General features: G+C 72.4%; 22 protein-coding genes and 1 pseudogene. 11 read left to right on the top strand and 12 right to left on the bottom strand.

Features of this window, described 5'->3' with window-relative positions; genetic code table 11:
• The first annotated feature begins 54 nt into the window (after positions 1-54).
• The 3 genes from ACIQK6_RS19610 (at position 55) to ACIQK6_RS19620 (ending at position 4,905) form a co-directional block, all read left to right on the top strand.
• Complete coding sequence (locus ACIQK6_RS19610) at positions 55-3,117, top strand: LodA/GoxA family CTQ-dependent oxidase (protein ID WP_329094984.1); 3,063 nt, start codon at positions 55-57, stop codon at positions 3,115-3,117.
• Complete coding sequence (locus ACIQK6_RS19615; protein WP_329094985.1) at positions 3,114-4,259, top strand: tryptophan 7-halogenase; 1,146 nt, start codon at positions 3,114-3,116, stop codon at positions 4,257-4,259. The genes ACIQK6_RS19610 and ACIQK6_RS19615 overlap by 4 nt, the downstream gene beginning before the upstream one ends.
• Before the next feature lie 94 nt (positions 4,260-4,353).
• On the top strand, positions 4,354-4,905 hold the full coding sequence (locus ACIQK6_RS19620) for a 2'-5' RNA ligase family protein (protein ID WP_329094987.1): 552 nt from the start codon (positions 4,354-4,356) through the stop codon (positions 4,903-4,905).
• Between the two features lie 16 nt (positions 4,906-4,921).
• Here ACIQK6_RS19620 and ACIQK6_RS19625 read toward each other — a convergent pair whose 3' ends face one another.
• Complete coding sequence (locus tag ACIQK6_RS19625; RefSeq protein WP_329094989.1) at positions 4,922-5,764, bottom strand: hypothetical protein; 843 nt, start codon at positions 5,762-5,764, stop codon at positions 4,922-4,924.
• Between the two features lie 308 nt (positions 5,765-6,072).
• Here ACIQK6_RS19625 and zwf point away from each other — a divergent pair, with 308 nt between their 5' ends.
• A complete protein-coding gene (zwf, locus tag ACIQK6_RS19630; RefSeq protein ID WP_402695157.1) occupies positions 6,073-7,551 on the top strand; it encodes a glucose-6-phosphate dehydrogenase in 1,479 nt (492 codons plus the stop codon).
• A 181-nt stretch (positions 7,552-7,732) separates the two neighbouring features.
• Here the strand turns inward: zwf and ACIQK6_RS19635 are convergent, their stop codons facing one another.
• Together ACIQK6_RS19635 and ACIQK6_RS19640 are read right to left on the bottom strand one after the other, a co-directional pair.
• Complete coding sequence (locus ACIQK6_RS19635; RefSeq protein ID WP_402695158.1) at positions 7,733-8,635, bottom strand: GNAT family N-acetyltransferase; 903 nt, start codon at positions 8,633-8,635, stop codon at positions 7,733-7,735.
• 218 nt (positions 8,636-8,853) lie between these two features.
• Positions 8,854-9,195: a hypothetical protein gene (locus tag ACIQK6_RS19640; RefSeq protein ID WP_402695159.1), complete on the bottom strand. Its 342-nt coding sequence runs from the start codon at positions 9,193-9,195 to the stop codon at positions 8,854-8,856.
• 340 nt (positions 9,196-9,535) lie between these two features.
• On the opposite strand from ACIQK6_RS19640, the gene ACIQK6_RS19645 reads away from it, so the two are divergent.
• The 3 genes from ACIQK6_RS19645 to ACIQK6_RS19655 all read left to right on the top strand — a co-directional run bounded on the left by ACIQK6_RS19645 (position 9,536) and on the right by ACIQK6_RS19655 (position 11,695).
• Positions 9,536-10,216: an alpha/beta fold hydrolase gene (locus tag ACIQK6_RS19645; RefSeq protein ID WP_402695160.1), complete on the top strand. Its 681-nt coding sequence runs from the start codon at positions 9,536-9,538 to the stop codon at positions 10,214-10,216.
• A 58-nt stretch (positions 10,217-10,274) separates the two neighbouring features.
• Positions 10,275-11,060: an alpha/beta fold hydrolase gene (locus ACIQK6_RS19650; protein ID WP_402695161.1), complete on the top strand. Its 786-nt coding sequence runs from the start codon at positions 10,275-10,277 to the stop codon at positions 11,058-11,060.
• Between the two features lie 65 nt (positions 11,061-11,125).
• Entirely contained in the window at positions 11,126-11,695 is a 570-nt protein-coding gene (locus ACIQK6_RS19655; protein WP_402695162.1) for a hypothetical protein, read from the top strand.
• Positions 11,696-11,713: 18 nt separating this feature from the next.
• Here ACIQK6_RS19655 and ACIQK6_RS19660 read toward each other — a convergent pair whose 3' ends face one another.
• The gene (locus tag ACIQK6_RS19660; protein ID WP_329095002.1) at positions 11,714-12,313 is read right to left on the bottom strand and encodes a TetR family transcriptional regulator; all 600 of its coding nucleotides are present in this window, start codon (positions 12,311-12,313) and stop codon (positions 11,714-11,716) included.
• Between the two features lie 102 nt (positions 12,314-12,415).
• On the opposite strand from ACIQK6_RS19660, the gene ACIQK6_RS19665 reads away from it, so the two are divergent.
• Positions 12,416-13,399, top strand: coding sequence for an aldo/keto reductase (locus tag ACIQK6_RS19665; protein ID WP_402695163.1), 984 nt, complete (start codon positions 12,416-12,418; stop codon positions 13,397-13,399).
• Between the two features lie 24 nt (positions 13,400-13,423).
• Here ACIQK6_RS19665 and ACIQK6_RS19670 read toward each other — a convergent pair whose 3' ends face one another.
• The 5 genes and pseudogenes from ACIQK6_RS19670 to ACIQK6_RS19690 all read right to left on the bottom strand — a co-directional run bounded on the left by ACIQK6_RS19670 (position 13,424) and on the right by ACIQK6_RS19690 (position 18,774).
• A complete protein-coding gene (locus ACIQK6_RS19670; RefSeq protein WP_402695164.1) occupies positions 13,424-14,866 on the bottom strand; it encodes an aminobutyraldehyde dehydrogenase in 1,443 nt (480 codons plus the stop codon).
• Positions 14,835-16,151 (bottom strand): annotated as a pseudogene (locus ACIQK6_RS19675) (flavin monoamine oxidase family protein). The gene ACIQK6_RS19670 and the pseudogene ACIQK6_RS19675 overlap by 32 nt, the downstream one beginning before the upstream one ends.
• A 27-nt stretch (positions 16,152-16,178) precedes the next feature.
• Positions 16,179-17,333, bottom strand: coding sequence for an ABC transporter ATP-binding protein (locus ACIQK6_RS19680; RefSeq protein WP_329095008.1), 1,155 nt, complete (start codon positions 17,331-17,333; stop codon positions 16,179-16,181).
• Between the two features lie 5 nt (positions 17,334-17,338).
• Positions 17,339-18,196, bottom strand: a complete 858-nt coding sequence (locus ACIQK6_RS19685; protein ID WP_329095010.1) for an ABC transporter permease — start codon at positions 18,194-18,196, stop codon at positions 17,339-17,341.
• Entirely contained in the window at positions 18,193-18,774 is a 582-nt protein-coding gene (locus ACIQK6_RS19690) for an ABC transporter permease (protein ID WP_329095012.1), read from the bottom strand. The genes ACIQK6_RS19685 and ACIQK6_RS19690 overlap by 4 nt, the downstream gene beginning before the upstream one ends.
• Positions 18,775-18,823: 49 nt before the next feature.
• Here ACIQK6_RS19690 and ACIQK6_RS19695 point away from each other — a divergent pair, with 49 nt between their 5' ends.
• Positions 18,824-19,435: a TetR/AcrR family transcriptional regulator gene (locus ACIQK6_RS19695; protein WP_402695165.1), complete on the top strand. Its 612-nt coding sequence runs from the start codon at positions 18,824-18,826 to the stop codon at positions 19,433-19,435.
• Between the two features lie 40 nt (positions 19,436-19,475).
• Here the strand turns inward: ACIQK6_RS19695 and ACIQK6_RS19700 are convergent, their stop codons facing one another.
• The 3 genes from ACIQK6_RS19700 to ACIQK6_RS19710 all read right to left on the bottom strand — a co-directional run bounded on the left by ACIQK6_RS19700 (position 19,476) and on the right by ACIQK6_RS19710 (position 21,637).
• Positions 19,476-19,829 carry a hypothetical protein gene (locus tag ACIQK6_RS19700; RefSeq protein ID WP_329095016.1) on the bottom strand — a complete coding sequence of 118 codons (354 nt, stop codon included), beginning with the start codon at positions 19,827-19,829 and terminating at the stop codon, positions 19,476-19,478.
• Positions 19,830-20,164: 335 nt separating this feature from the next.
• Positions 20,165-20,959 (bottom strand): N-acyl homoserine lactonase family protein, encoded by a 795-nt coding sequence (locus tag ACIQK6_RS19705; protein ID WP_329095018.1) that lies wholly within the window; start codon positions 20,957-20,959, stop codon positions 20,165-20,167.
• A 48-nt stretch (positions 20,960-21,007) separates the two neighbouring features.
• On the bottom strand, positions 21,008-21,637 hold the full coding sequence (locus ACIQK6_RS19710; protein WP_402695166.1) for a hypothetical protein: 630 nt from the start codon (positions 21,635-21,637) through the stop codon (positions 21,008-21,010).
• A 199-nt stretch (positions 21,638-21,836) separates the two neighbouring features.
• Here ACIQK6_RS19710 and ACIQK6_RS19715 point away from each other — a divergent pair, with 199 nt between their 5' ends.
• Positions 21,837-22,925: a DUF5954 family protein gene (locus ACIQK6_RS19715; RefSeq protein ID WP_329095022.1), complete on the top strand. Its 1,089-nt coding sequence runs from the start codon at positions 21,837-21,839 to the stop codon at positions 22,923-22,925.
• Between the two features lie 135 nt (positions 22,926-23,060).
• Positions 23,061-23,492 (top strand): VOC family protein, encoded by a 432-nt coding sequence (locus ACIQK6_RS19720; protein ID WP_329095023.1) that lies wholly within the window; start codon positions 23,061-23,063, stop codon positions 23,490-23,492.
• The last annotated feature ends 110 nt before the right edge of the window (positions 23,493-23,602 follow it).

A 23,602-nucleotide genomic window follows, 5' to 3' on the forward strand; every position in this document is an offset into this window, starting at 1 on the left:
GGCGCGTCAGCGCGCGGTCGGCTCGGCGGGCCCTCGACAGGCAGGAGCAGAGTCATGGCGGAGCGCCCCGAGGTGTCCGACGGCCCCGCGCAGCCACCTCCGCGCGACTGCGTCAACGAGCCGATCGCCGGGATCGTGGCCGAGTTCGTGGGCGAGCGGATGGGGGACCGCGTGGCCCAGGGGCAGGACCCCCTCCTGCGCCCGGTCTTCGCCAAGTTCCACGGTGCGGCCCGCGGCGTGCTGACGGTCGCCCCCGACCTGCCGCCCGAGCTCCGCATCGGTTTCCTCGAAGCCGCGGCGGACCAAGGCGGGCTGACCGCCTGGGTGCGCGTCTCCAGCGACACCCAGCCGGAGCGGCCGGACCTACGCAGGACCGTTGGGTGGGGCATCAAGCTGTTCGGCGTGCCCGGGCCGAAGCTGCTGCAGGACGACACCCGGGCCGACACCCAGGACCTCGTGCTGCAGAACCATGACGTCTTCTTCGTCGACACGGCCCGGGACATGTGCGAGTTCCAGCTGGACCCGGCCGTGTACCAGCAACAACACCCCCTCACCCGGCAGATCCTCACGGACATGCGCAAGCCCGTCGAGAGCACGCTCACGTCGACGTACTGGGGCGTGCTGCCGTACTCGTTCGGACCGGACCGGCACGTGAAGTACAAGCTCGCCCCGGCCGGCTGCGCGGACGGCGACCCCCGGGCAACACCGCCGGACGAAGACCCCTCCTTCCTGCGCGGGGACCTGCACCACCGGCTGGCCGCCGGCCCGGCCGCCTTCGACCTGCTGCTCCAGTTCCGGACGGACCCGGACCGGATGCCGCTGGACCGGGCCACCGTGCGCTGGGAGGAGGGCGAGAGCGCGCCCGTGAAGGTGGCGACGCTGACCCTGCATCAGCAGGACACGACCGCACGGGGGCAGGAGGAGTACGGGGACAACCTCGCTTTCAACCCCTGGCACGGCCTGTCGGAACACCGGCCCGTCGGCAGCATCGCGGAGGCCCGCAAGGTCGTCTACCACGCGGCGGCGGCCCGGCGGCGCGACGCCAACGGCACTCCGGCGGCCGAACCCGGTCCCGCACGGCCGGCGGGTACCGAACCGCACGGACGCGACACCCGGATCGTACGGGCCGCCGTGCACCCGGCGATCGGGGTGGCCAGGGTCGGCGACAGCGCGGAGGAGTTCTTCCTCGCCCCGGAGGTCGACGGGGCTCCCCCACCAGCCACCGGCACGTACAAGGACGCGAGGGGCGCGCTCAAGCGGCAGGCCGTCCGGTTCCGGGTGTACGGCTACAACGCCGCGGGCGAGGCGGTTGCCGAGCTGACGGCGGACAACGCCGACCTGCGCTGGACCGTGGAGGTGGCCAACAAGAAGGCCGCCTGGTACCAGTTCCAGCTGGCACTGGACATCCCCGAGGCGGCACAGGCCCCCGCGACCACGCTGCGCAACCTCACCACGGTGCCCGCCGGGGAGCGACACCGGCTGGCCATCACACCCGGGCGCCGCTCGATCCGGGGCCGCGACCGCGCGGGGAAGCCCGAGTACGCCTTCGACTCGGGCACGTTCCTTGGGCACCCCGTCTACCTGGGCGAGCTGCGCACCGATGGCGCCGGCCGCCTGCTCTTCCTCGGCGGACGCGGCGTGTCCGCCTCGTACCCCACCGCCCAGGCGACGCACTTCGCCAACAACGACGGCTGGCACGACGACACCTGCGACGGCCCGGTCACCGCGCAGGTCCGCATCGACGGCAGGGACGTCCCGGTCGATCCGGCCTGGGTGGTGGTCGCTCCCCCGAACTTCGCACCGGAGCTGAAGTCGGTGCGCACGATGTACGACCTGATGTACGACACCTTCGTGGGTGCGGGCATGCTGGCACCCCCGGAGCGGGTCTCGTTCACCCACGACGTGCTACCGGTGCTGCGCCGCCTGTGCGAGCTGCAGTGGGTCAACCGCGGCATCGCGGCCCTGTTCGGGCACGGTGGGCGCGAGCACTTCCTGGCCCCCGAGCGACTGGCGGAGCTGGCCGGCCACGGCGCCCGGCGCGACGAACTGCGCCGGCAGATCTGGGCGATGATGCGGGATCCCGACCGCGACGGGCTCTCCCCCGTGCCCTGGCCGCCGATCTACGGCGACTCGATGAGCGTGCGACCGGTCTCCGCCCGGCAGCACCTGGCGCTCTCCCCGTTGCAGTACGGCATGCTCGCCCGCTGGGCCGCCGGGGACTTCGACGCCGACCACGATCCACGGGCCGCACCGCCCGCGGCGCTCGACGGCCTACCGCTCGCGCAGCGCCCCGCGGCCCTCGACCGGGCCGCCCTGTCCTACTGCCTGGCCGACGCCTTCCACCCCGGCTGCGAGCTCACCTGGCCGATGCGTCACGCCACCTTGTACTCCGCACCCTTCCGCGTGCGCCACCGCGACCCCGCCCGGCCCGAACCCGATTACGGCTCCACGCTCACCCCGCAGACGGCGCTCGGCCTCGACGGTCCGGTGTACGCCCAGGAGCCGGGCGGTCTGACCCGCTGGATGGCCGTGCCCTGGCAGACCGACACCGCCCGCTGCCGCTCCGGTTACTACTTGGGCTTCGGGCCGCGGTACGACCCGTACCTGCCCACCTTCTGGCCGGCACGGGTGCCCAACCACGTGTTGACGGAGGAGAACTACCGGACCGCCATCGACCCGGCCGCCGACCCCGAGGACCGTCGCACCGCCTTCGAGGACAGGGCGGTGTGGGACAGGTGGCTGCCGTCCGACCGCATCGCCCAGATGAACGCCATGGTCAAGGACTTCGGCAAGCTCGGCATCGTCGCACGGCGGGAGGGCCCGGCCGCCGACGACGGTAGTGACTCCGGCTCAAGCGACGGCTCCAGCGACGGCTCCGGCCCCAGTGACGTGGTGAGTCTCCCCGCAACGATGCTGGTGGAGTCAGAGGTGAGCTTCCATCCCGAACAGGCTCCGCCCCCGCTGCGGAACCTCGTGTGCCTGCACGTGCCCGAGGCCGCCGATCCCGCGGTGCGGGAGGAAGCGGTGGCCGCCGCCATCGCCGCTGCCGGCCGGCCGGACGGGGAGGTGCTGGCGGGGTACTTCGAGAAGGTCGCCCGCTTCCCGGAGGCGCCGTGACCGCTCGGACCGGCCCGGTTCCCCTCACCGGGCGGTTCGAGGCCGTCGTGGCCGGGGGCGGCCCGGCCGGGGCCGTCGCCGCTCTGGTCCTGGCCCGGGCCGGCCGACACGTCCTGCTGGTGGACGGGGGCCCGTCGGGCGCGGCCTCCGCCGCCTTCACGATCGGCGAGACCCTGCCGCCCGCGGCCCGGCCGCTCCTGCACGATCTGGGGCTCTCGTCCGCCTTCGCCTCCGACGCGCACCTGAGCTGCCCGGGTACCGAGGCGTCCTGGGGATCCGTCCAGTTGCACGGCCACAGCCACCTGTTCGACCCGCACGGCCACGGTTGGCACCTCGACCGTGCCCGTTTCGACGCCTCGCTGCGCGAGGCCGCGGTGGCCGCGGGCGCACTGATCCGGCGGGCCGTCGTGATCGGCCACTGCAGCGCGGTCGGGGAGCAGCACCTTCTGGTACGGGAGCGGGGCGGCAGCGTGCGGGAGGTGCGTTCCCGTTGGGTCGTGGACGCGACCGGCCGCCGGGCCCTGATCGGCCGCCGTCTGGCCCGGCGCCGCCGGCAGGACCGCCTCGTGGCCGCGTTCGCGCTGCTCGGCGCGTGCGGGGCGGACGGTCACCCCGGAGACCTGGAACTGCGCACCCTCGTCGAGGCGGTGCCCGAGGGCTGGTGGTACACCGCCAGGGTCCCCGCCGGGCGGGTGGTCGCCCATCTCACCGACGCCGACCTCGCCCCTGCCGGGCTGCGCACCGCGGACGGGTTCCGGTGCGCGGCGGCCCGTACCCGGCACGTACGGGACCGCCTGAGCGGGTACGACCCGGCCGACTCCCCCGCGCCGCACTGGACGGCCGCCCACGGACTGCGGCTGTCCCCGCCGGTCGGCCCCGGATGGGTCGCCGCCGGGGACGCCGCGATCGCCTTCGACCCCCTGTCCTCCCAGGGCATCCTCACGGCCCTGCACGCCGGGGCCCGCGCCGGCCGGGCCGTCGACCGGTGCCTGGCCGGCGACACGGGCGCCCTCGCGTCCTACGTCTCGTTCCTGGACGGCGTCGCGGACGCCTACCACCACCATCACGCGCAGTCCTACGCCGAGGAGCGGCGGTGGCCGGCGCACCCGTTCTGGCGCCGCCGGAACGGGTGGCGGCACTGACCCGGAGGGCGACGGTCGGGGTCCGCGCGACGTTCCGTGCGCATCGGCACTCCCGGTGCTCACGGAAACCGGCGAGGTGACACCATGCGGTGTCATGGCAGAGGACAACACCCATGCGTTTCAGGCGGGCCAGACGGGGCTCATCGTTCGGATCCCGGAGGCGGAGCCGTCCGTCCGCAGGTGGCGTGAGCGGCTCGACCCCTCGGCCCGGGCCGGGGTTCCGGCCCATGTCACCGTGCTCTTCCCGTTCCTCCACGAGAGCCGCGTGGACGGGCTCGTCCACTGCGCCCTCGCGGACGTGCTGGGCCGGCAGCCCGCCTTCGACCTGCGGTTCGAGAAGTGTGGGCGGCTCCCGGACGTGCTGTATCTCGTACCTGAGCCGGACACGCAGTTGCGTCGGCTCACGGAGGCGATCGCCGGTCGTTGGCCCGAGGCTCCTCCGTACGGCGGCCGATTTGCCGAGGTCGTGCCGCACCTGACCATTGCTCAAGGCCAGGAAGACAGCCTCCTGGAGGAGATCGAGACCGACCTCGCGGTCAGACTCCCGTTCACCTCCCGCGTCTCCTCGGTCGAGCTCATGGTGCACGACGGGACGAAGTGGCAGGAACGGGCGTCGTTCGCGCTCGGAGAACGACGCCGGCCCTGAGGTCCGGCCGAACCGCCTACGGCCGCTCGAAGAGCTGCAGCACCCCGCCGAACGAGAAACACAGTGCACCGGTCAGCGTCCCCCAGTTGGCGATGTCGACGTTGACCAGGCTTCCGGTCGCGGGGCGGGTGAAGGCAGCCAGCGCGGAGACCATGAAGAGGATCGAACCGAGCTGGTTCACCGCCACGACCCACCACCCGAGACTGCGGGAGCGGACGCACGGCCAGGGTCGATGGCAGATCTCGACGAAGGCGAGGTGCCCCGACACGAGGAACAGCACGCACCCGATGACGTCCGGAGTCCAGATCAGCCGATTGACCTGCCTGACGGTGAGGCCCTCCAGGAAGGAGTCCAGCAGGTTGACGCCGAACACGAGCGTTCCGGCGAACAGGACGAACGTACTCAGCCAGTCCAGCCGCATCGGCTCGTACCCCCACCACCGCCAGCCGGCGGTGACCTGGAAACCGCCACCCCGGGCGTGCCGGGGCGCGTTCAATACCTGCAGGACCGAGACGTAGCCCCCGGTGCTGAAGAACAGCCCCCCGACGAGGTACACCCATGCGCTGACCAGCGGATCACCGGAACCGAACTGCGAGACCGCGGCGCCGACGGCGAACAACGCCCCGCCGATGACGAACGCACCGGAAGCCACGACGTTGACCCTGCGCAGACGGCGCAATGCGCCGGGCTCGGCGGTCGAGACCCGGCCGGCCGGGTCCCCCGGGCCCCGGACCAGCAGCGTGCCGCGCTTGCGCGCCAGCCGCGAATCCCAGACCACCGTGTCCCCCTCGGGACGCCGCCAGGTGCGCCGGGTGACGAACGGTCCTGCGCCTTCGACGCTCTCCAGAGGCTGTCCCACGATCTGAGACTAGTCCCGAGGACGACACCCGACCGTCAGCGAAACGACCCCCATCGACCGCCCGGCCGGCCGAGATGCGCGCGTCCCGTCCCCGTGCCGTGACCCGGTTGGCGGAGTCCCGGGCGCCGGATCCGCGGTGAACGCGCACAGTGGGTGCTCAGGGCGCTGCGACCGAACGGAACGGAAGTGCGGCGAACGGCCTCAGGCACGCCCGTACACCTCGTACGAGTCGGACTCGGGCGGATGGATACCGGTCCCGTACCTCGTGCCACGGAGCGCCCCGGCGCCGACGCGTGAGGATGCCCGCCATGACCGAGCCCACCCAGTCCGCGCAGGCCACCCGGTCCGTGCAGGCCGCCGAGTCGATCCCGTCCGACCACGTCATCGTCCTCTTCGGCGCTACGGGAGACCTGGCCCGGCGCAAACTGCTGCCCGGCCTGTTCCATCTCGCCAAGGCGGGGCTGATGCCGCCGCGCTACCGCATCGTCGGCTCCGCCCCGGCGGCCGAGGCCCTGAGCGACCAGGATTTCCGCTCCCACGCCCGGCAGGCCGTGGCGGAGTTCGGGCGCTCGCGCCCCGAGGGCCCCGTTTGGCAGGAGTTCGAGTCCGCCCTGTCCTTCGGTGCGGCCGATCCGGAGGCCCCCGAGCCGCTGGTGGCGGCGGTGCGCGCGGCCGAGCAGGCCGTCGGCGGCACTCCGCGGCGGCTGTTCCACCTGGCCGTCCCGCCCGTCGCGTTCACCTCGATGGTCGAACTCCTCGGCGCCACGGGCCTCGCCCAGGACGCCCGTGTCATCGTCGAGAAGCCCTTCGGGACCGACCTCGCGTCCGCCCGCGCGCTCAACGCGGCCATCCACGCCGTGTTCGACGAGTCCCGCGTGTTCCGCATCGACCACTTCCTCGGCAAGGAGGCGGTGGACAACATCCTCGCCCTCCGGTTCGCCAACGGCCTCTTCGAACCCCTCTGGAACCGCGAGCACATCAGCCACGTGCAGATCGACGTGCCCGAGCAGATCGACATCCAGGGCCGCGCGCACTTCTTCGAGGGCACCGGAACCTTCCGCGACATGATCGTCACCCATCTCTTCCAGCTGCTCGGGTTCGTCGCGATGGAACCGCCGGTCGTGCTCGACGCGCAGTCGCTCCGGGACGAGCAGGTCAAGGTCTTCCGCAGCCTGCGGCCGCTGGATCCCGGGCACGTCGTCCGCGGACAGTACACGGGCTACCGCGCCGTGCCCGGGGTCGATCCGGCCTCGGACACCGAGACCTTCGCCGCCCTGCGCGTCGAGATCGACAACTGGCGCTGGGCCGGCGTCCCCTTCCTCCTGCGCTCCGGCAAGGCACTGGCCGAGGGCCGGCACGTCGTCACCCTGGGCTTGCGCGAACCCGTCCTCGGCATGTTCCCCCTGAACGCGCGTGCCGCCGTCGACGGCCGGGGCAACGAGCTCGTGATCGACTTCGCCGATCCCGGCTCCATCACCGCCCGGTTCCTCGTCAAAGAGCCCGGCCCGTCGATGTGCTTGGCGGAGGCCGACATGGTCTTCGGCTACCGGAGCTCCTTCATCGCCGACAACTCCCTGGAGGGCTACGAGCACCTCCTCCTGGAAGCCATGCTCGGCGACCAGTCCTTCTTCACCCGCTCCGACGGCATCGAACGCCTGTGGGAGGTCTCGGCCCCGCTGCTGAACGCACCCCCGCCCGTGGAACCGTACGCCCCGGGAACCTGGGGGCCCGACAGCATCGACGCACTCGTGGCCCCGCACCGCTGGCACCTTCCCGACCGACGTTGAGGGGACGGGCTCCGGTCGGGTTCCGGCTCCGCCGGGCGGCGGCCGGGCGGGCCCGTTCGGCGGCGCAGGCGCAGCCCGACGCATGGGCCACCTGGGTGAGGGGGCCCCGGACGTCCTCGCCCCGCAGCCAGAACTTCACGGCGCGGGGCGAGGGTCGGGGCCGCTTCTACCGGGACCGCTTCTACTTCGCGTACGGGGCGGCGGGGTGGAAGTTGATGCGCTCGCGGACCACGGGGAAGCCGGCCTTGGCGAAGTTCGCAGCCATGGGGAAGTTGCCCCGGTCCGTGGCTCCGGTCACGGCCTCGGCGCCGTGCTCCACCAGGAAGTGGGTGCACTCCGCGAGGAGGTCGTAGGCGTAGCCTCGGCCGCGGTGTTCCGGGAGGACGCCGATGAAGCCGATGGTCGGTCCGGAGGGGTTGTGTGCGGGAATGTGGATGCCGGCCAGGTCGCCGTCGGGTGTGCGGGCGACCTGCCACCACTCCCTCGGGGACGGGCACCAGTGGAAGAAGTCGAGCTCCTCCTGCGCGGCCTGGTCGAGGCCGCCCTCCGCTATGGCCTTCAGCGCGTGGGCGTCCAGGGTGGCCGCATGGATGCGGCGCAGTGCGTCGAAGAAGACCGCGTCGTCGGGTTCGGCGCCGAAGACGAGGCGGCCGGGCCGTTCGGGGAGTCCGCGCTCCGGGGTCCAGCGGTAGAGGAAGCGTTCCACCAGGAGTTCGTAGCCGGCCGCCCGGGCGGCGGCGAAGCGCGTCTCGGCGGCGGCGGTCAGGTCGGGGTGGTCGCGCCAGTCGCCGGGGAGGTTGATTTCGAGCTCGACCTGCCAGGGTGCGGAGCGCAGGAGTTCGGCCCCCGCCTCCACCTCGCCCTCGGCGACGTCGAACCAGTTGACGTTGACGGGTGCCTCGTCGTCGGTGCCGCCCCACCAGGCGCCGCGGGCGACGACCGTGCCGTCGCGCAGGGCCACCCGCTTCCATTCGGGGCGGTGCGTGGTGCGCTCGTGGGCGGCACGGGCGTTCAGCGGATCGGGGTGTGCGTCGAACAGCTGGGCGTCGCTCTCGTCGAGCGCGCGGATGACCAGATCGGTCATGGATTCCTCCGGGACGTGTACTGCGTGGTGCACTCCCGGCCTCGGATCAGACGAACCACATCGGGGTAACGAGGAGGGAGCGCTGGATGGTTGTGAACTGCACGGCACTCGCCTCCTTCCGTTCGTCTCGCGCGACGTGGTCCGGAGTCGGACGATACTTGATCACCGGCAGGCCGTCCACGCACATTTAGGGCTCCGGGGGCTTGCGACTCGTCTCGTCAGAGGTCGATGCGGTGCTCGGCAGCGGATGGGTCATCGGCGGAGCCGTAGCGCAGGACAACGTGCGCCGGCCGGAACGGCAGGTCGTTCAGGATGGGTGCCATGACAGCGAAGAGTGCGTCGGCGTCCGGTCCGTAGGCGTAGAGGACCACCTCACCGCCTCCGTACTCGTTTCCGTCGAACTCGCCGACGTCAGCTTGCTCGATCACGTCGGTCAGCAGGGACTGGGCCTGGCGGACGACCTCCCGTTGACTTGGCTCGCCAAGGCCAGCGTCGGCCAGTCGATAGCGAGCGATGACGGCATGCTCGACGTCGGTTTCTGCTTCGTCTGTTTCGGCCATGCGGGAAACGATCTCATCCCGGACCGACACCGGCTCTCCGGAACGCGGTCCTGGGTGATCGTGGGCTTGGCAGGCTTGTCGGTCGGGTTCTTGCGGCGCTTGTTCGGGCGGTAGCCGCGGTACGCGGTGACCGGTGGCGTGTGGAGGGACGAGGACCGGTGCGGGTTGTGCATCCGCTTCGGGCAGCCCGCACACGTCGAGTCCCTCACCTGTGCGCCTGCAGTCCGGTTCGCGGCGAAGGGTCCGCCGCCGCCCCGACCGCGCCCCGGCGGGCCTACGCGCAACAGCCGCACACCGTGTGAAGATCACTTAATCGATGCCGGAGTTGAGGAGGGGGCGCATGGCCGCTGTGGTACTCGTCCACGGCCTGTATCACCGCCCTGAGCACTTTGCCGAAGTGGCGGAGCAGGTGAGGGCTTCCGGAACCGAGGTCGTGGTTCCCGAGCTCCACCGGGGTTCGTTGCTCGCCGATACCGCCGCGGTCCAGGCCGCCGTCGACGCGCTGCGGGAGCCTGCGATCCTGCTCGGCCACTCCTACGGCGGTTCGGTGATCACCGGGGTGAGCGGAGCAGGGCACTTGGTGTACCTGGCGGCCTTCGTGCCGGATGCCGGTGAGAGCGCGGCCGGTCTGGGTGGGGCGTCCTCGCGGCTCAAGGCGGCGATCCGCCCCGGGCCAGGTGGCTCGACCAGTCTGTGCCCCGATCTGGCTACCGCCGCCCTCTACGACGACTGTCCCGAACCGTTCGCCGCCCGCGCGGTCGACCTCCTGCGGGCCCAAGCACCCGGCTGTGGGCGAGGAGTTCCGGAGCGCCAGAGTTGGAAGGACACCCCCTCCACCTACGTGGTCTGCTCCCGGGACCGGGCCGTCGACCCGGGCCTACAGCGGAGGATGGCCTCGCGCTGCACCGACGTGCGCGAGTGGCAGACCGGCCACTCGCCCTTCGTGGGACGGCCCCGGCTCGTCGTCGGACTCCTGCGGGAACTGCTCGCATCCGACTTCTGGCGCAATGCGCACACATGAGACCGCGGTGCCGTGAATTCGGATGGCCTGCGGGGCGTTGACCTGCGACCATCTGCGCATGCTCATCCTTGCCGACGATCTCGGCCACCTCTCCTACACCGTCACCGGCGACGGTCCGCCCGTGGTGCTCGTACACGCCGGCGTCGCGGACCACACCATGTGGGACGCGGTCGTACCCGCCCTCGCGGAGCAGAACACCGTCATCCGGTATGACCTGCGCGGCTTCGGCGAGTCCGCGCCCCCGACCGGGCCGTTCGCCGAGACCGACGACCTGTGCCGGCTCCTGGACCACCTCGGTCACGAGAGCGTCCGGCTCGTCGGCGCGTCCTGGGGCGGCCGGGTGGCCGTGAACTTCGCCCTCGCCCACCCCGGCCGGGTCCAGTCCCTGACGCTGCTCTCCCCGCCGTGGCCCGGCTACGACTGGTCGGCGGACATGGTGGCTTACGACGAGGCCGAGACGGCGGCCCTGGCTTCGGGCGACCTGGACGGCGCGGTCGGCGTGAACCTGGACATGTGGCTGCGCGGGCCCGGCCGCGGCTGGGAGGACGTCGCTCCGGGGCTGGCCGAACGGCTCCGTACCCCCGTACGGACGTCGCTGGTGAACCAGGAGGCGGTCGGGGAACACTCCCGGGGTGGCCCGGCGGGCGACATCACGACGATCGCCGTTCCCACACTGGTCGGGATCGGTCTGCTCGACGTCGCCGACTTCCAGGACATCGCCCGCCGGTACGCCGCCGAGATCCCCGGCGCCGCTCTGGTCGAGTTCCCCGCTGCGGCCCACCTCATCGCACTCGACGCCCCCACCGAACTCGTCACGGCGCTGCGGCCGTTCCTCGCCCGCTGACGCGGGGACGCGGACGGGTCGAAACCCAAGTGCCGTCGGGCCCCGGGGCGGTGCAGGATCTACCCATGGACAACGTGCACAACATGGACGACAAGGTCGTGGCACGGCTCGCGGAGGCACTGTCGTCAGGTGCTCTGGTCCGCGTCCACCGGTCGGCGATCCGGGGCGCGGACCGGCTCGACGGTTTCGTCGTGGGCACGAGCGCGGCGTGGACGCTGATCGCCCTGTGCAGTGACGTCCAGCTCGACGGTTGGGCGGCGGTACGCACCGCGGACGTCACCAAGGTCGGGTGGCGGGGCGGCATGGACTGCCTGACCGTCCGGGCGCTGCGGCGCCGTGGGCGCTGGCCGGCCCGGGCGCCCGAGCCGGAACTCGCCCTGGACGGACTGGCGGACCTGGCGGAGGGCGCCTCCCGGGCCTTCGGGCTGGTCTCCCTGCACGTCGAGCGGGACGCGCCGGATTCCTGCTGGATCGGCGAGGTGGCCGCCGTACGGCCGAAGTCGTTGCGGCTGCGGGAGATCGACACCGAGGCGCGGTGGCACCCTCGGCTGTCGAAGTTCCCGTTCGAGGACGTCACCCGGGTGGGCTTCGGCGGGCGGTACGAGCGGACGCTGCTGGAGTTCGCCCGGCCGTAGCGCTGACCGTGGACGCCCTCAGTGGCCCTCCGGCCGGCGTGCGGGTGCGGGTGCGGTGATCCGGCGGACGGATTCCACCACCGCCGCACGGTGCTCGGCGCGCCGTTCAGCGGCCCAGCCGGTGCCCGCCGCATCCGCCGCCGGACCGCCCACGGCGCCGAACCAGGCCTGTGACAGGCCCATGACCAGTGTCAGCACGTCCGCCGCGGGCACCGCGGCATCGATGCGGCCCGCTTCCTGCGCCCGCCGAACCGCCTCGATCTTGCCGTCGTAGGAAGCGGACTCCGCGTCCGTGGATCCCGGGCGCTCCAGTTGCTTCCACAGCACGAGGCGCATCAGCGCCGGCCGCTCGACGAGGTGGTCGAAGACCGCCCCCGCGTAGCCGGGCAGGTCCTCCACGTCGAAGGGCACGGACTCCGATCCCGTCGCGAGGGCCCGCTGGAGCACGGCGTCGAAGAGCTGCTCCTTGTTGCCGTAATAGACGTAGATGAGCCGCTTGTTCGCCTGCGCCGCCTCGGCGATGCGGTCGACGCGCGCACCCGCGATGCCGTACGTCGCGAACTCGGTGAAGGCGGCGTCGAGCAGGCGCGCCTTCGTCGCGTTGGAATCCCGTGCCATGGGCTGCAGCCTAGCAAGTAACTATCTGGTTATTGACAAGCGAGGTCACTGCGTCGCAGACTCGAACTATCCAGTTAGTTACTTTCTTGTGAGGAGCACACCATGGAGATCCGCGCACTGGGCGGCCAGGGACTGGAGGTCGGCGCCGAGGGCCTCGGTCTGATGGGCATGAGCGCCCACTACGGCGCCACCGACGAGACCGAGTCCCTCGCCACCATCGACCGCGCCCTGGAGCTGGGCGTCACCCTCCTCGACACCGCCGAGGGCTACGGCCCCTTCCGCAACGAGCAGCTGCTCGGCAAGGCCCTGGCCGGGCGCCGCGAGGCCGCCCTCGTGGCCACGAAGACCGGGATCGAGTTCAGCGACGGGGGCGCGTTCCTCGGCCACAACGGGAGCCCCGAGTACATCCGCCGCTCGGCCGACCGCTCCCTGCGCCACCTGGGCACCGACCACATCGACCTCTACTACCTGCACCGCGTCGACCCGAACGTGCCCATCGAGGAGAGCGTGGGAGCCCTGGCCGAGCTGGTCGAGGCCGGCAAGGTCCGCCACATCGGGCTGTGCGAGGTCTCCCCCACCACGATCACCCGCGCCCAGGCGGTACACCCGCTGGCCGCCGTACAGACCGAGTACAGCCTCTTCGAGCGCGGCATCGAACACGACGGCGTACGGGACACCCTCCGCGAGCTCGGCATCGGGCTCGTCGCCTACTCCCCGCTCGGACGCGGATTCCTCTCCGGTGCCATCAGCAGCCCGGACGACTTCGCCGCGGACGACTTCCGGCGCACCGACCCGCGGTTCCAGGGAGAGAACTTCCACCGCAACCTGGCCGTCGTCGACCAGGTCCGCCGGCTCGCCGCCAAGAAGGGCGTCACCCCCTCGCAGCTCGCCCTGGCCTGGACCCTCCACCAGGGTGCCGTCCCCATCCCGGGCACCAAGCGGCGCCGCTACCTGGAGGAGAACATCGCCGCCACCGCCGTGACGATCACCCCGGCGGAGCTGGCCGCCCTCGACGCCGTGGCGCCGCACGGAGTGGCCTCGGGCGAGCGCTACGCACCCGAGCTGATGACCTCCTTGAACGGCTGACCCTGTGGGGGACCCCTGGCCAGCTCACAGCATGACGTGCTTGACCTGCGTGTAGTCCAGGAGGCCCGCCATCGAGAGGTCACTGCCGTAGCCCGAGTGCCTGACCCCGCCGTGGGGCATTTCGGAGACGGTGGTGCCGTGGGTGTTCACCCAGACGATGCCGGTGTGCAGGGCCCGGGTCGCGCGCATGGCGCGGTCGTGGTCCCTCGTCCACACGCTGGCGGCGAGGCCGTGGCGGACGTCGTTGGCCAGGTGCAGGGCCTCCGCCTCGTCAGCGAAGGGCTGGACGGTCACGACGGGGCCGAAGATCTCCTCCTGCACGATCTCGTCGTCCTGGCGCACGCCGGCGACGACGGTGGGTTCGTGGAAGAAGCCCGGCCGTGGGAGGCGGGCGCCGCCGGTGACGAGCTCGGCGCGCCGCGGCAGTCGCTCGAGCAGGGACCGTACCGAAGCCAGCTGGGCCGCGTTGTTCAGCGGGCCGAAGTCCGCGTCCGGCTCGTCCGGGGCGCCGGTGCGCAGTTTGGCCGTCTCCGCCGCGAAGGACGCGAGGAACGCGTCGTGCACCCGGTGGTGGACCAGTAGCCGGGTGGGCGCGGTGCAGTCCTGGCCCGCGTTGTAGTAGGCGACCGCGGCGAGGGCGGCGGCGGTCGCCACGACGTCCACGTCGTCGTGGACGAGCACCGGGGCGTTGCCGCCGAGCTCCAGGTGGACCCGTTTGAGGTCGGCGGCCGCGGCGGTGGCGATCTGTCGGCCGGCGCGCACGCTGCCGGTGACCGCGATGAGGGCGACGTCGGGGTGGGCGGTGAGCGCACGGCCCGTGTCGCGGTCGCCGCAGACCACGTTGAGCACGCCCGGCGGCAGGTGCTCGGCCGCGACGCGGGCCAGCAGCGCGGACGAGGCGGGAGTGGTGTCGGCGGGCTTGAGCACGGTCGTGTTGCCCGCGGCGACGGCCGGGGCGATCTTCCACACCGCCATCATCAGCGGGTAGTTCCACGGGGTGATCTGGGCGCAGACCCCGACCGGTTCGCGCCGCAGTACGGAGGTGCGGCCCTCGGCGTACTCGGCGGCCGCGAGACCCGGCAGGTTGCGCGCGGCTCCGGCGAAGAAGCGCAGGGTGTCGACGATCGCGGGCAGTTCCTCGGCCTCGAACTGCCGGGGCGGCTTGCCGGTGTCGCCGGTCTCGGCGGCCGTGAAGGCCTCGGCGTGCTCCTCGATCGCGTCGGCGATGCCGAGCAGGGCGCGCTGACGCACGGCCGGTGTGGTCCGGGACCAGTGCGGGTACGCGGCTGCGGCTGCCGCGCAGGCGGCGTCCGTGTCGGCCCTGCCGGAACGCGGGGCGTGGCCGTGCACCCGGCCGGTGGCGGGGTCGACGAGCTCCATCGTCTCTCCCGAGGCGGCGGGCCGGTCCACGCCCGCCAGGTGGTTGAGCACGGGGTCAGCCACGGCGCAGCGCCTCTCCGGCGGCATCGCGTCCGGTGCGTACGGCGCCTTCCATGTAGCCGGCCACCCACTGGTCGGACCCGCAGACGTAGAAGGGGGGTTCGTGGGTGCCGTGGCGGGGGCCGACGGCCATGACGTCGCCGGGCGTCCACTGGGTGACGTACCCCTGCGTCCACGGGTCGGTGCCCCACGTCCGGACGTAGGTGGCGAGCGGCCGGTGGGCCTCGTCGCCGTAGAGGCGGGCGATGTCGGCGAGGAGTTCGCGAGTGCGCAGCGCGGCGGGTGTGCCGAGCAGGACGCCGAGCCGCTCGGGCGGTACCAGGGCGGACAGGATGCCGTCGCTCTGCGGCCAGGTGCTGCCGAGGACCCCTTCGGATTCGAAGAGGCCGCTCCGGCCGAGTTCGCGCCAGAACGGCCGGTCGTACGCGGCGACGAACTTCGCGGCGAGGGACTAACGTTGGCGGTGTAGGGAGGCGAGGCGCTCGTCGCTCACGCCGGTGACGGCGACCTCGCGCAGCGGGCCGACGGGCAGGGCACTGACGACGGCGCCGGCGATGAGGGTCTCGCCGCCGTCCAGCCGTACGGAGCAGTGGCCGGGCCGGCGGACCGTCACGGCCCGGACGGGCGCGCCGGTGCGGATGCGTCCGCCGAGGTCGGCGGCCATGCGCAGGGCCACCGTTGCGGAGCCCTCGGCGACCCGGAGGCCTTCCCATGCTTCGTAGTCGTAGGCGCCGGGGCCGGGGACCGCGGCGTGCTTGCGCAGGGCGGCGAGGAGGGAGGTGCGCTCGTACGAGCCGTCGGCGAGGGCGAGTTGGCCTATCTCCCAGAGGCGGACGACGGCCGGGGTGGCTCCCTGGGCGCGCAGCCAGTCGCCGACGGACGTCCGGTCGAGGGCCGCCGCGTCGGGGTGGGACCAGGGGTCGGCCGGGTCGACGGCCCGGGCGAGTGCGCGGAAGGCGGCGGTGACCTTCTGGTGGCAGGCGTCGTCGCCGGGGCCGAACCAGTGGGGCGGATCGCCCGCGCAGACCCCTTCGGGGGTGGCGCGGGTGAGGGCGCCGGGCTCGGCGACGTAGCTGGGGACCAGGGTGAGGCCGAGTTCCGCGGCGAGGTCCAGGTAGGCGGTGTGGGCGCGGCCGACGACCTCTCCGCCGAGTTGGACCAACCGGCCGTCGGGGAGTCGGGTCTGTTCGACGCGTCCGCCGACCCGGTCCCGGGCCTCGACGACGAGGACGTCTGCTCCGCCGGCGGCGAGGTCGCGCGCCGCGGCGAGGCCGGCCAGGCCGGCGCCGAGCACGATGACGTCGTGGTTCATGGGGGTGTTCCTTAGGTCGGGGCGGCTTCAGTCCAGGACGAGGCAGTGTTCGGGCTTCCAGCCGATCTCGACGCGCTCGCCGCCGCTCCAGCGGTCCTCCCTGCGGGACCGGACGGTGTTCTGCTCCAGTACGGACACCGTGACGCCGGGGGCCAGTTCGATCAGGTACGTGGTGGTCGGACCGCAGTAGACGGTCTCGCGGACGACCCCGGTGGCGCGGGCCATGTCCGGCTCCAGGTCGGACAGCCAGATCTTCTCGGGGCGGATCGACAGGTTCACCCTGCTGCCTTCGGGGACGGACGGCCGCTGGCCCACGGGCAGTTCGGGGCCTTCGTCGAGGACGACCCGGCCGCAGCGGTAGCTGCCGGGCACGAGGTTGGAGGTGCCCATGAAGGAGGCGGTGAAGCTGCTCGTGGGGCGCTCGTACACGTCCTCGGGCGTTCCGCACTGCTCGACGCGACCCTCGTTCATGACGGCGAGGCGGTCCGACATGGTCAGGGCCTCGTCCTGGTCGTGGGTGACGAAGACGAAGGTGATGCCGACCTCGCGCTGGATCTGCTTGAGCTCGACCTGCATGTGGCGGCGCAGTTTGAGGTCGAGGGCGGCCAGCGGCTCGTCGAGGAGCAGGACCTGGGGCCGGTTGACGAGGGCGCGGGCGAGGGCGACGCGTTGTTTCTGGCCGCCGGAGAGGGTGGCCGGTTTGCGGTTCGCGAGGTGCCCGAGCTGGACGAGGTCGAGCATGCCCGAGACCCGCTCGCGGATCTCGGCGCGGCCGACGCCCTTGCGCTTCAGGCCGAAGGCCACGTTGTCGGCGAGCGAGAGGTGGTCGAAGAGGGCGTAGCTCTGGAAGACGGTGTTGACGTTGCGCTTGTTGGGCGGCAGGTCGGTGACGTCCTGGCCGTCGAGGAGGACGCCGCCCGCGGTGGGGGCGGAGAAGCCGCCGATCATCCGTAGGAGGGTGGTCTTGCCGCAGCCGGAGGGGCCGAGGAGGGAGAAGAACTCGCCCGGTGCGATGTCGAGTTCGACGTCGCGCACGGCGTGGACGCCGCCCGCGGCGGGGTACTGCTTGCTGACGCGGTCGAGGCGGACGGCGGGGGTCGGACGGATGGGGGTCGGGGTCAGCAGGGGGGTCGACGTCGGGGTGGTGGTCGTGGGGGTCGGTTGCTCGGGTGTCGCGGGCATGATTGTCACTTCCTGGAGAGCAGGTCGAGGCCGCCCCTGCGCCCGAACAGGCGCGGGATGGCGAGGGCGAGGACGATGAGGCCGATGGAGCCGGCCAGCATCAGGGTGCCGACGGCGTTGATGGTGGGTTGCACGCCGAACCTGATCGCCGAGTAGATGCGCACGGACAGCGGTTGCGGGTCGACGCCGGTGGTGAAGTAGGCGAGGATGCTGGGCAGCAGCGCGGGCAGGGTCACCAGGCGCAGTGCCTGCCCGCGGGTGGCACCGAGGTCCATGGCGGCCTCTTCGACCTCCGGGTTGAGGGCGGCGATGCGGGAGCGGAGGATGACGGTCACGTAGGAGACGGAGAAGGTGATCTCGGCGAGCATCACGGTGGTGGTGGAGAGCGTGATGCCGAGGCCCTTGAAGAGGAGCATCGCCGCGACGCCCGTGACGATCTCCGGGGTGATCAGCGGGACGAGCATGATCAGGCCGGCGAACGAGCCGAGGCGGCTGCGGCTGCGTACGAGGCCCAGGGCCAGGGCCACCCCGAGGACGAGCGAGCCGGCCATGGCGACCAGGGACACCCGCAGGCTCATGCCGAGCGAGTCGAGGAGCACCTCGTCGTGGAGGATGGCCGTGTACCAACGGAAGCTGACGCCGTCGAAGACGGTGAGGGACTTCTGGGAGTTGAAGGAGAACAGGACCACGACGCCGACGGGAAGGTAGAGGAGCGCGAAGAAGAGGGCGGTGACGGCGACCGCGAAGCGGGGGCGGCGCTCGGCTGTGCCCCGGCGGCGGCGCTGCGGGGTGCGGGTGTCGGTGCCCGGGCCCGGGCCCGGGCTGGTGCTGGTGCTGGTGCTGGTACTGCTACGGGTGCTCATCGGGCGGCCTCCGCCTCGTCCTTGCGGGTGCGTCGCAGGTAGCCGAGCTTCCCGAGGAACATGACGGCCATCAGCAGCATGGTGAGGGCCGAGCCCAGCGGCCAGTTCTGGCCCTGGAAGAACTTGTCCTGGATCAGGTTGCCGATCATGATCTGGTCGGGGCCTCCCATGAGCTGGGCGCTGACGAAGTCGCCCATGGCGGGCAGGAAGACGAGGACGCAGCCGGCGGCCGCTCCCTGCCGGGTGGCGGGGACGGTGACGAAGAAGAAGGTGCGCAGGGGGCCTCCGTAGAGGTCGCGGCCGGCCTCTATGAGGGAGGTGTCCATGCGTTCCATCGCCGCGTACAGCGGGATGATCATGAAGACGACGAAGCCGTAGACGAGCCCGGCGATCACTCCCGCACCGGTCTGGAGGATCTTGGTGTCGTCGTCGGCGAGACCGGTCGCGCGCAGGGCTTTCAGCAGCGGGCCGTCGTCGGAGAGGACCACGGACCAGCCGTACATCCGGACCAGGTAGTTGGCGAAGAACGGGACGACGATCGCGGCGATCAGCAGGTTCTGGTGTGGTGGCCACGGCAACCGGGCCCACCCGCCCGGTCCACGGGCGCCGACACGGGGAGCAGCCAACGTGACCAAGGCCGAGCGCGCACTCGAGACGCGTGAGCGAATCCTCACGGCCGCGTGCGAAGTCATCGCCGACATCGGCTTCGAGAACGTCAGCATGCGCAAGGTCGCCGAGCACGGCGGTGTGTCGAAGGCCCTGCTGCACTACCACTTCGACACGCGGGAGAAGCTCTTCGCCGAGGCGATGACGCACTCCTTCGCCCAGACCGGTACGGACACCGAGGGAGTTCCCGACTCGGTGCCCTCCTCGGTCGTCCTGGCCCGCATCCTGCGGAGCATGCTGCCCACCGACGCGGAACTGCGCCAGGACTGGAAGCTCTGGCAGGAGTTGTGGGTACGGGCCCAACGCGACGCGGCGGCCCGACATTTGGCCGTCGACCTGTACGACCAACTGCACGCGTGGGTCGGCGGAGCCGTGGAACGGGGCATCCGCTCGGGGGAGTTCGCCGACTGCGACGTCAGCGCGCTCGGCACCCTGGTGCTGGCCCTGTGCGACGGCCTCGGCATCCGCCTGATGCTCGACGACCCCCGGGTGGACCTCGCGACGGCCCGGTCGACTATCTGGCGGGCCATCGCGCCCACGCTGGGCATCGCCCCGGAGTTCCCGGACGTGTGACCGGTCCGGTCGATCCGGTCGGTCCGGTCGGACGTCCGGGTCAGCCCGGACCGTGCACGGTCTGGACGCGGCCGGTCGGGTCGACGGTGAGGGCGACGCGCTCCGTCTTGTTCCCCAGGGCGAGCACGATCCACACGACGCCCCAGAGCAGGCAGGTGAAGATAGTCAGGATCGCGTGCAGGAGGTGGTTGACGTTGCCGCCGCGCACCAGCACCGCCTGGGTCGGGGAGCGCGATTCGACGCGCCATCCGAGGGCGACGTACTGGTTCACCGTCCAGTCGAGGACCGCGGTGCGCCGTGCGTCGTCGAGCGGCTCGCCCGGGGGCGCGTTGAACAGCTCCGGGGGCGGGTCCGGAAGCGGCCCCCAGCCCTTCGGTTCGTCGGACTTGGCCATGTGTTCTGCCTCCCCACGCGTCGGGGCCGCCGGAGGGCGGCACCGGGGCGGGACGGTTTCGGTGCGGTCCCGCACATCCCAGGGTGCGCCGGACGGGCGGGTCCAGCATTCCGAGCCGGCCGGACCGGGCCGCTCATCGGATGTGCGTTCGAGTTCGAGCCCGGCCCTCCGGGCATTGTCAGTGGCGGGTCCTACAGTCGGAGCATTCCCATCCAAGGGTTGAGGCGGGCTGCCTCGCTGCACGATCCCGCCCCACCGGACCCCCTCGGGGGACAGCGCCCGGTGGGGTGGCGCGCGGCCCTGCCGGGGGGCTCGCAGGCGGTCCTGCCGGGGGGTCAGTCCCAGAACTCGCCGTCGTGCGGCAGGGCGGCGAAGTGCTCCGGGTCGTGGGAGAGGAAGACCCGGATGCCGGACCGGGACAGGGCGCGCAGCCGCCCGTAGGTCAGCATCTTCTCCTGGGTGTTCCAGTCGCTGAGCATCGGCACGTCGTGCTCCAGCCCCTGCTGGAGGTGGGCCGCGTCGCCCATGAGCGCGATCCGCCCGTGGTGGTCGAGGTCGAGGATGACCCCCTGGTGGCCGGGGGTGTGCCCGGTGGTGCGCACGAGGGTGAGCGTGCCGTCCCGGAACAGGTCGGTGTCACCGCTCAGTTCGAGGAAGTCGTAGTTCCGGCCGCCCGCATAGTCCTCGAAGGCGTAGCCCCGGGCCGTCCAGCGGTCCGGCCACCACGCGTGGCGCAGCTCGTCGTGCTGGGCCACGTGCACGGCGTGCGGGAAGTAGGTCATCCCTCCGGCGTGGTCGAGGTGCAGGTGGGAGTAGAGGACGTACCTGACGTCGGCGAGCCGGTAGCCGAGCCGCTCCAGCTGCGCGTCGACGGCGTGTGCCCGAGTGAACCCCTCGGCGCCGTACGCCGCCCGCAGGCCCGGGCCCCAGTGGGCCTCGGCGGCCTCCGGATCCGCGACGCAGTGGTTGACGCCCGTGTCGAAGAGGATCGGTCCGTGGGTGGCGTGCTCGATGACGGCGACCGTCGAGGGCACGGTGACCGTGCCGCTCGCCCCGTACAGGAGGTCGCTCTTCGGCAGGGTGAAGGGGCCCGCGTCCAGTGTGGTCACGCGCAGTCTCGGGGTCACCACGGGGACCTCCCTCCCCACTCGCCGGCGGGCGGAATCCCCCCGTCCAGGCTAGCTCCGGTACGGCGGGACCACGCGTCGGAGGGCCTGCGCGAGGGCGTGCGGCGAGTCCGCCGAGACGTACACGGTCGCCGCCTCCACGGGCCCGGCCGGGCCGAGGTCGAGGAGTACGGGCGGGTCCAGGTGTACGGCCACGTTCAGTGCGCTCTCCACCGAGCAGGCCACCGCGCCCGGTTCGCCGGGCACGGGCCTCGGGCCGCGGCCGGGAACGGTGCGCACCACCGGGGAGGTGGAGCGGACCGCCGGGCGCGGCAGGACCACGTCGCCGAGGAAGCCGGTCCGCAGGACTACCCGCTCCTCGTCGACCTCGTGCGGGTGCCGGACCAGTGCCGCCACCAGGCCCAGGCCGCCCAGCACGAGCAGGAGCTCCAGTGCCGCGTGCACCGGTCGGACCGCGGGGGGCAGCATCGAGGAGAGCAGGCAGGCCACCACGATCTCCGTCACCGCCAGGACCAGCACCACCTGTCGCGTCCCGGCCGAGTGCCGCGGCCCCGGTGCCGGCGGATGCCGCAGCACCACCGCCGTCAGCGACCGGGCCCATATCCGCGCGATCCCGGCCCGGGTCGGCCGCGGTGTCACCTCCCCCGTCGTCGGTCCCGCCGTCGGTCCCGGCACCGTCATGGCCGCCCCCTGCCCCTCGTCTCCGCGTCTTTCCCCTCCCCCAGGCTCGCGCGCGTACCGCGGGACGAACAGTGACGAATGTCAGGGGTGTGCCGGGAACGTGCCGGGGGTGCGCGGACGGTACCGCGCGCGGGGCCCTCGGGGTCGGGGAATCGGCGAATCAGGGGCGGCGCCCCGCACCGGCCGGCAGGATGGGGCCATGGACCGTGGGGACATGGGGCCGCGCGGGTCGCGGCCGGTGGTGGTGCGGGTACCGGTGGAACCGGTGGAAGCCGCAATGGAAGCCGACGCGCTCGACGCCGCGGCGCGGGCGGGTGACGTGGTGGTGCGCGGCCCGCTGTTCGGCGTGGCGGCGCAGTCCGCCGAGGACGGGCCGCGGTGGCGGGTGGTGCTCGAAGTGACGGCCGGTTGCCCGCAGCAGGCGCGCGACGGGCTGAACTCCCGGCTGTGGTTCCAGGCGAAGGACGATGCGCAGGACAGGGCGGAGCGGCGCGAGCTGCTGGCGGCGGTCGCCCGGCTGGAGAGCGAGCGCGTCGACGAACTCCTCGTGGCCGGGACCCGGTACCGGGTGGTGCGGGCCGAGGAGTACGCGGCTTCGGGCCCGGGCGGCATCGAGGCGCCGCGCCCGACGGATCCGGAGCCCCTCGTCCCCGACTGGGAACGGACCGTCCGGGAGCCCGAGATCGATGACGGTCTGGTCGTGGATCCGGACGCACCGGTCACCCCGACCCAGGCGTTCGAGCAGCTGGCGCTGCGCGGCCTGTGCTACACGGGCGGGCGGTTCCCCGAGGAGGTGCGCGCCGACTCTCGGCGGGCCCTGGACACCCACCCGGACGTTCTGCTGATGCCGCCGACCTTCAGCGTCGTGGAGCGGACCACGGACGGCTGGCGGCCGGTCAGCGGCCCGCACGCGACTCCGCACGCCGCCCGCAAGTCGCTGGACTTCGCCCTGACCTGGATGTGGCCGCGGATGCGCGGTCACATCCCCGAGGACGCCGACCCGCGCACGGACGCCCGTACGGGGACGGCCGCGGGCGGCGGGGAGAGCGCCGACCTGCGGGCCGCGAAGCTGGCGGCGTACGCCGGGGCCGCCGACACGCTCCGGGCCGGACGCGTCAACCGGCTGGAGTTCCAGGGCACCCTGTACCAGATCGTCCGTACCCGCCGCCTGCTGCGCTGGGGGCCCGACGGGCCGGAGGGCCCCCGGCCGTCCGACGTCAACAGCCAGGACCCCGCGCGCATCCACCTCACGCTCGACGAAGACGGCCGCGTCCTCCCCGACGACTGACCCGCGACGACCGCTCCGCCCCTCCCGCAGAAGTCGGCGCCCGCCGGGCGTTTCGACGTGCGCCACCGCACCTCCATGGGAAACGGTGGACCCGCCCCGCCGTGCGACCCTCCGATCCCCCGAAGGAGACACCCCGTGAACTGGACGCTCGAAGTCGTCCCCGTCCCTGTCACCGACATGGACCGCGCCAAGAGCTTCTACGCCGACCAGGTCGGCTTCGGCGTCGACCTCGACGACGAGGTCTCCCCCGGCGTGCGCATCATCCAGCTGACCCCGCCCGGTTCCCGGTGCTCCATCGCCATGCTCCAGGGGATGCCCGGGGCACCCGGCGGCCAGGTCATGGCGCCCGGCACCCTGCACGGCCTCCAGCTGTGCGTCACGGACATCGAGGCGGCCCGCGAGGAGCTGGTGGCCCGGGGCGTGGACGTGTCGCCCGTCCGGAACCTCGGCGCATCGGGCTGGCAGGAGGGCAAGGGCGGCACCTGGAACTCCTTCCTGACCTTCGCCGACCCCGACGGCAACAGCTGGATCGTCCAAGAGGCCCCGTCGGAGCTGTCCGAGCGCTGACCGGACCGGCGCCGGCTCCGCCGCTGCGGCGGGCAGATGTACCAAGCCCGCCCCCTGCGGGGAGGAATCCCGGCGCGTACGGCCCGGCCGCTCGCACAGGGGACCAGTAC

The sequence above is a fragment of the Streptomyces sp. NPDC091682 genome (assembly GCF_044756625.1).
In the GTDB taxonomy this organism is placed as follows: Bacteria; Actinomycetota; Actinomycetes; order Streptomycetales; family Streptomycetaceae; genus Streptomyces.

Coding starts and splice junctions, on each gene's coding strand:
- ACIQK6_RS19680 (WP_329095008.1), bottom strand. CDS start 17,333: ATGCCCGCGACACCCGAGCAACCGACCCCCACGACCACCACCCCGACG.
- ACIQK6_RS19660 (WP_329095002.1), bottom strand. CDS start 12,313: ATGGCACGGGATTCCAACGCGACGAAGGCGCGCCTGCTCGACGCCGCC.
- ACIQK6_RS19650 (WP_402695161.1), top strand. CDS start 10,275: ATGCTCATCCTTGCCGACGATCTCGGCCACCTCTCCTACACCGTCACC.
- ACIQK6_RS19710 (WP_402695166.1), bottom strand. CDS start 21,637: ATGACGGTGCCGGGACCGACGGCGGGACCGACGACGGGGGAGGTGACA.
- ACIQK6_RS19685 (WP_329095010.1), bottom strand. CDS start 18,196: ATGAGCACCCGTAGCAGTACCAGCACCAGCACCAGCACCAGCCCGGGC.
- ACIQK6_RS19665 (WP_402695163.1), top strand. CDS start 12,416: ATGGAGATCCGCGCACTGGGCGGCCAGGGACTGGAGGTCGGCGCCGAG.
- ACIQK6_RS19610 (WP_329094984.1), top strand. CDS start 55: ATGGCGGAGCGCCCCGAGGTGTCCGACGGCCCCGCGCAGCCACCTCCG.
- ACIQK6_RS19670 (WP_402695164.1), bottom strand. CDS start 14,866: ATGCCGCCGGAGAGGCGCTGCGCCGTGGCTGACCCCGTGCTCAACCAC.
- ACIQK6_RS19640 (WP_402695159.1), bottom strand. CDS start 9,195: ATGGCCGAAACAGACGAAGCAGAAACCGACGTCGAGCATGCCGTCATC.
- ACIQK6_RS19645 (WP_402695160.1), top strand. CDS start 9,536: ATGGCCGCTGTGGTACTCGTCCACGGCCTGTATCACCGCCCTGAGCAC.
- ACIQK6_RS19620 (WP_329094987.1), top strand. CDS start 4,354: ATGGCAGAGGACAACACCCATGCGTTTCAGGCGGGCCAGACGGGGCTC.
- ACIQK6_RS19715 (WP_329095022.1), top strand. CDS start 21,837: ATGGACCGTGGGGACATGGGGCCGCGCGGGTCGCGGCCGGTGGTGGTG.
- ACIQK6_RS19635 (WP_402695158.1), bottom strand. CDS start 8,635: ATGACCGATCTGGTCATCCGCGCGCTCGACGAGAGCGACGCCCAGCTG.
- zwf (WP_402695157.1), top strand. CDS start 6,073: ATGACCGAGCCCACCCAGTCCGCGCAGGCCACCCGGTCCGTGCAGGCC.
- ACIQK6_RS19655 (WP_402695162.1), top strand. CDS start 11,126: ATGGACAACGTGCACAACATGGACGACAAGGTCGTGGCACGGCTCGCG.
- ACIQK6_RS19700 (WP_329095016.1), bottom strand. CDS start 19,829: ATGGCCAAGTCCGACGAACCGAAGGGCTGGGGGCCGCTTCCGGACCCG.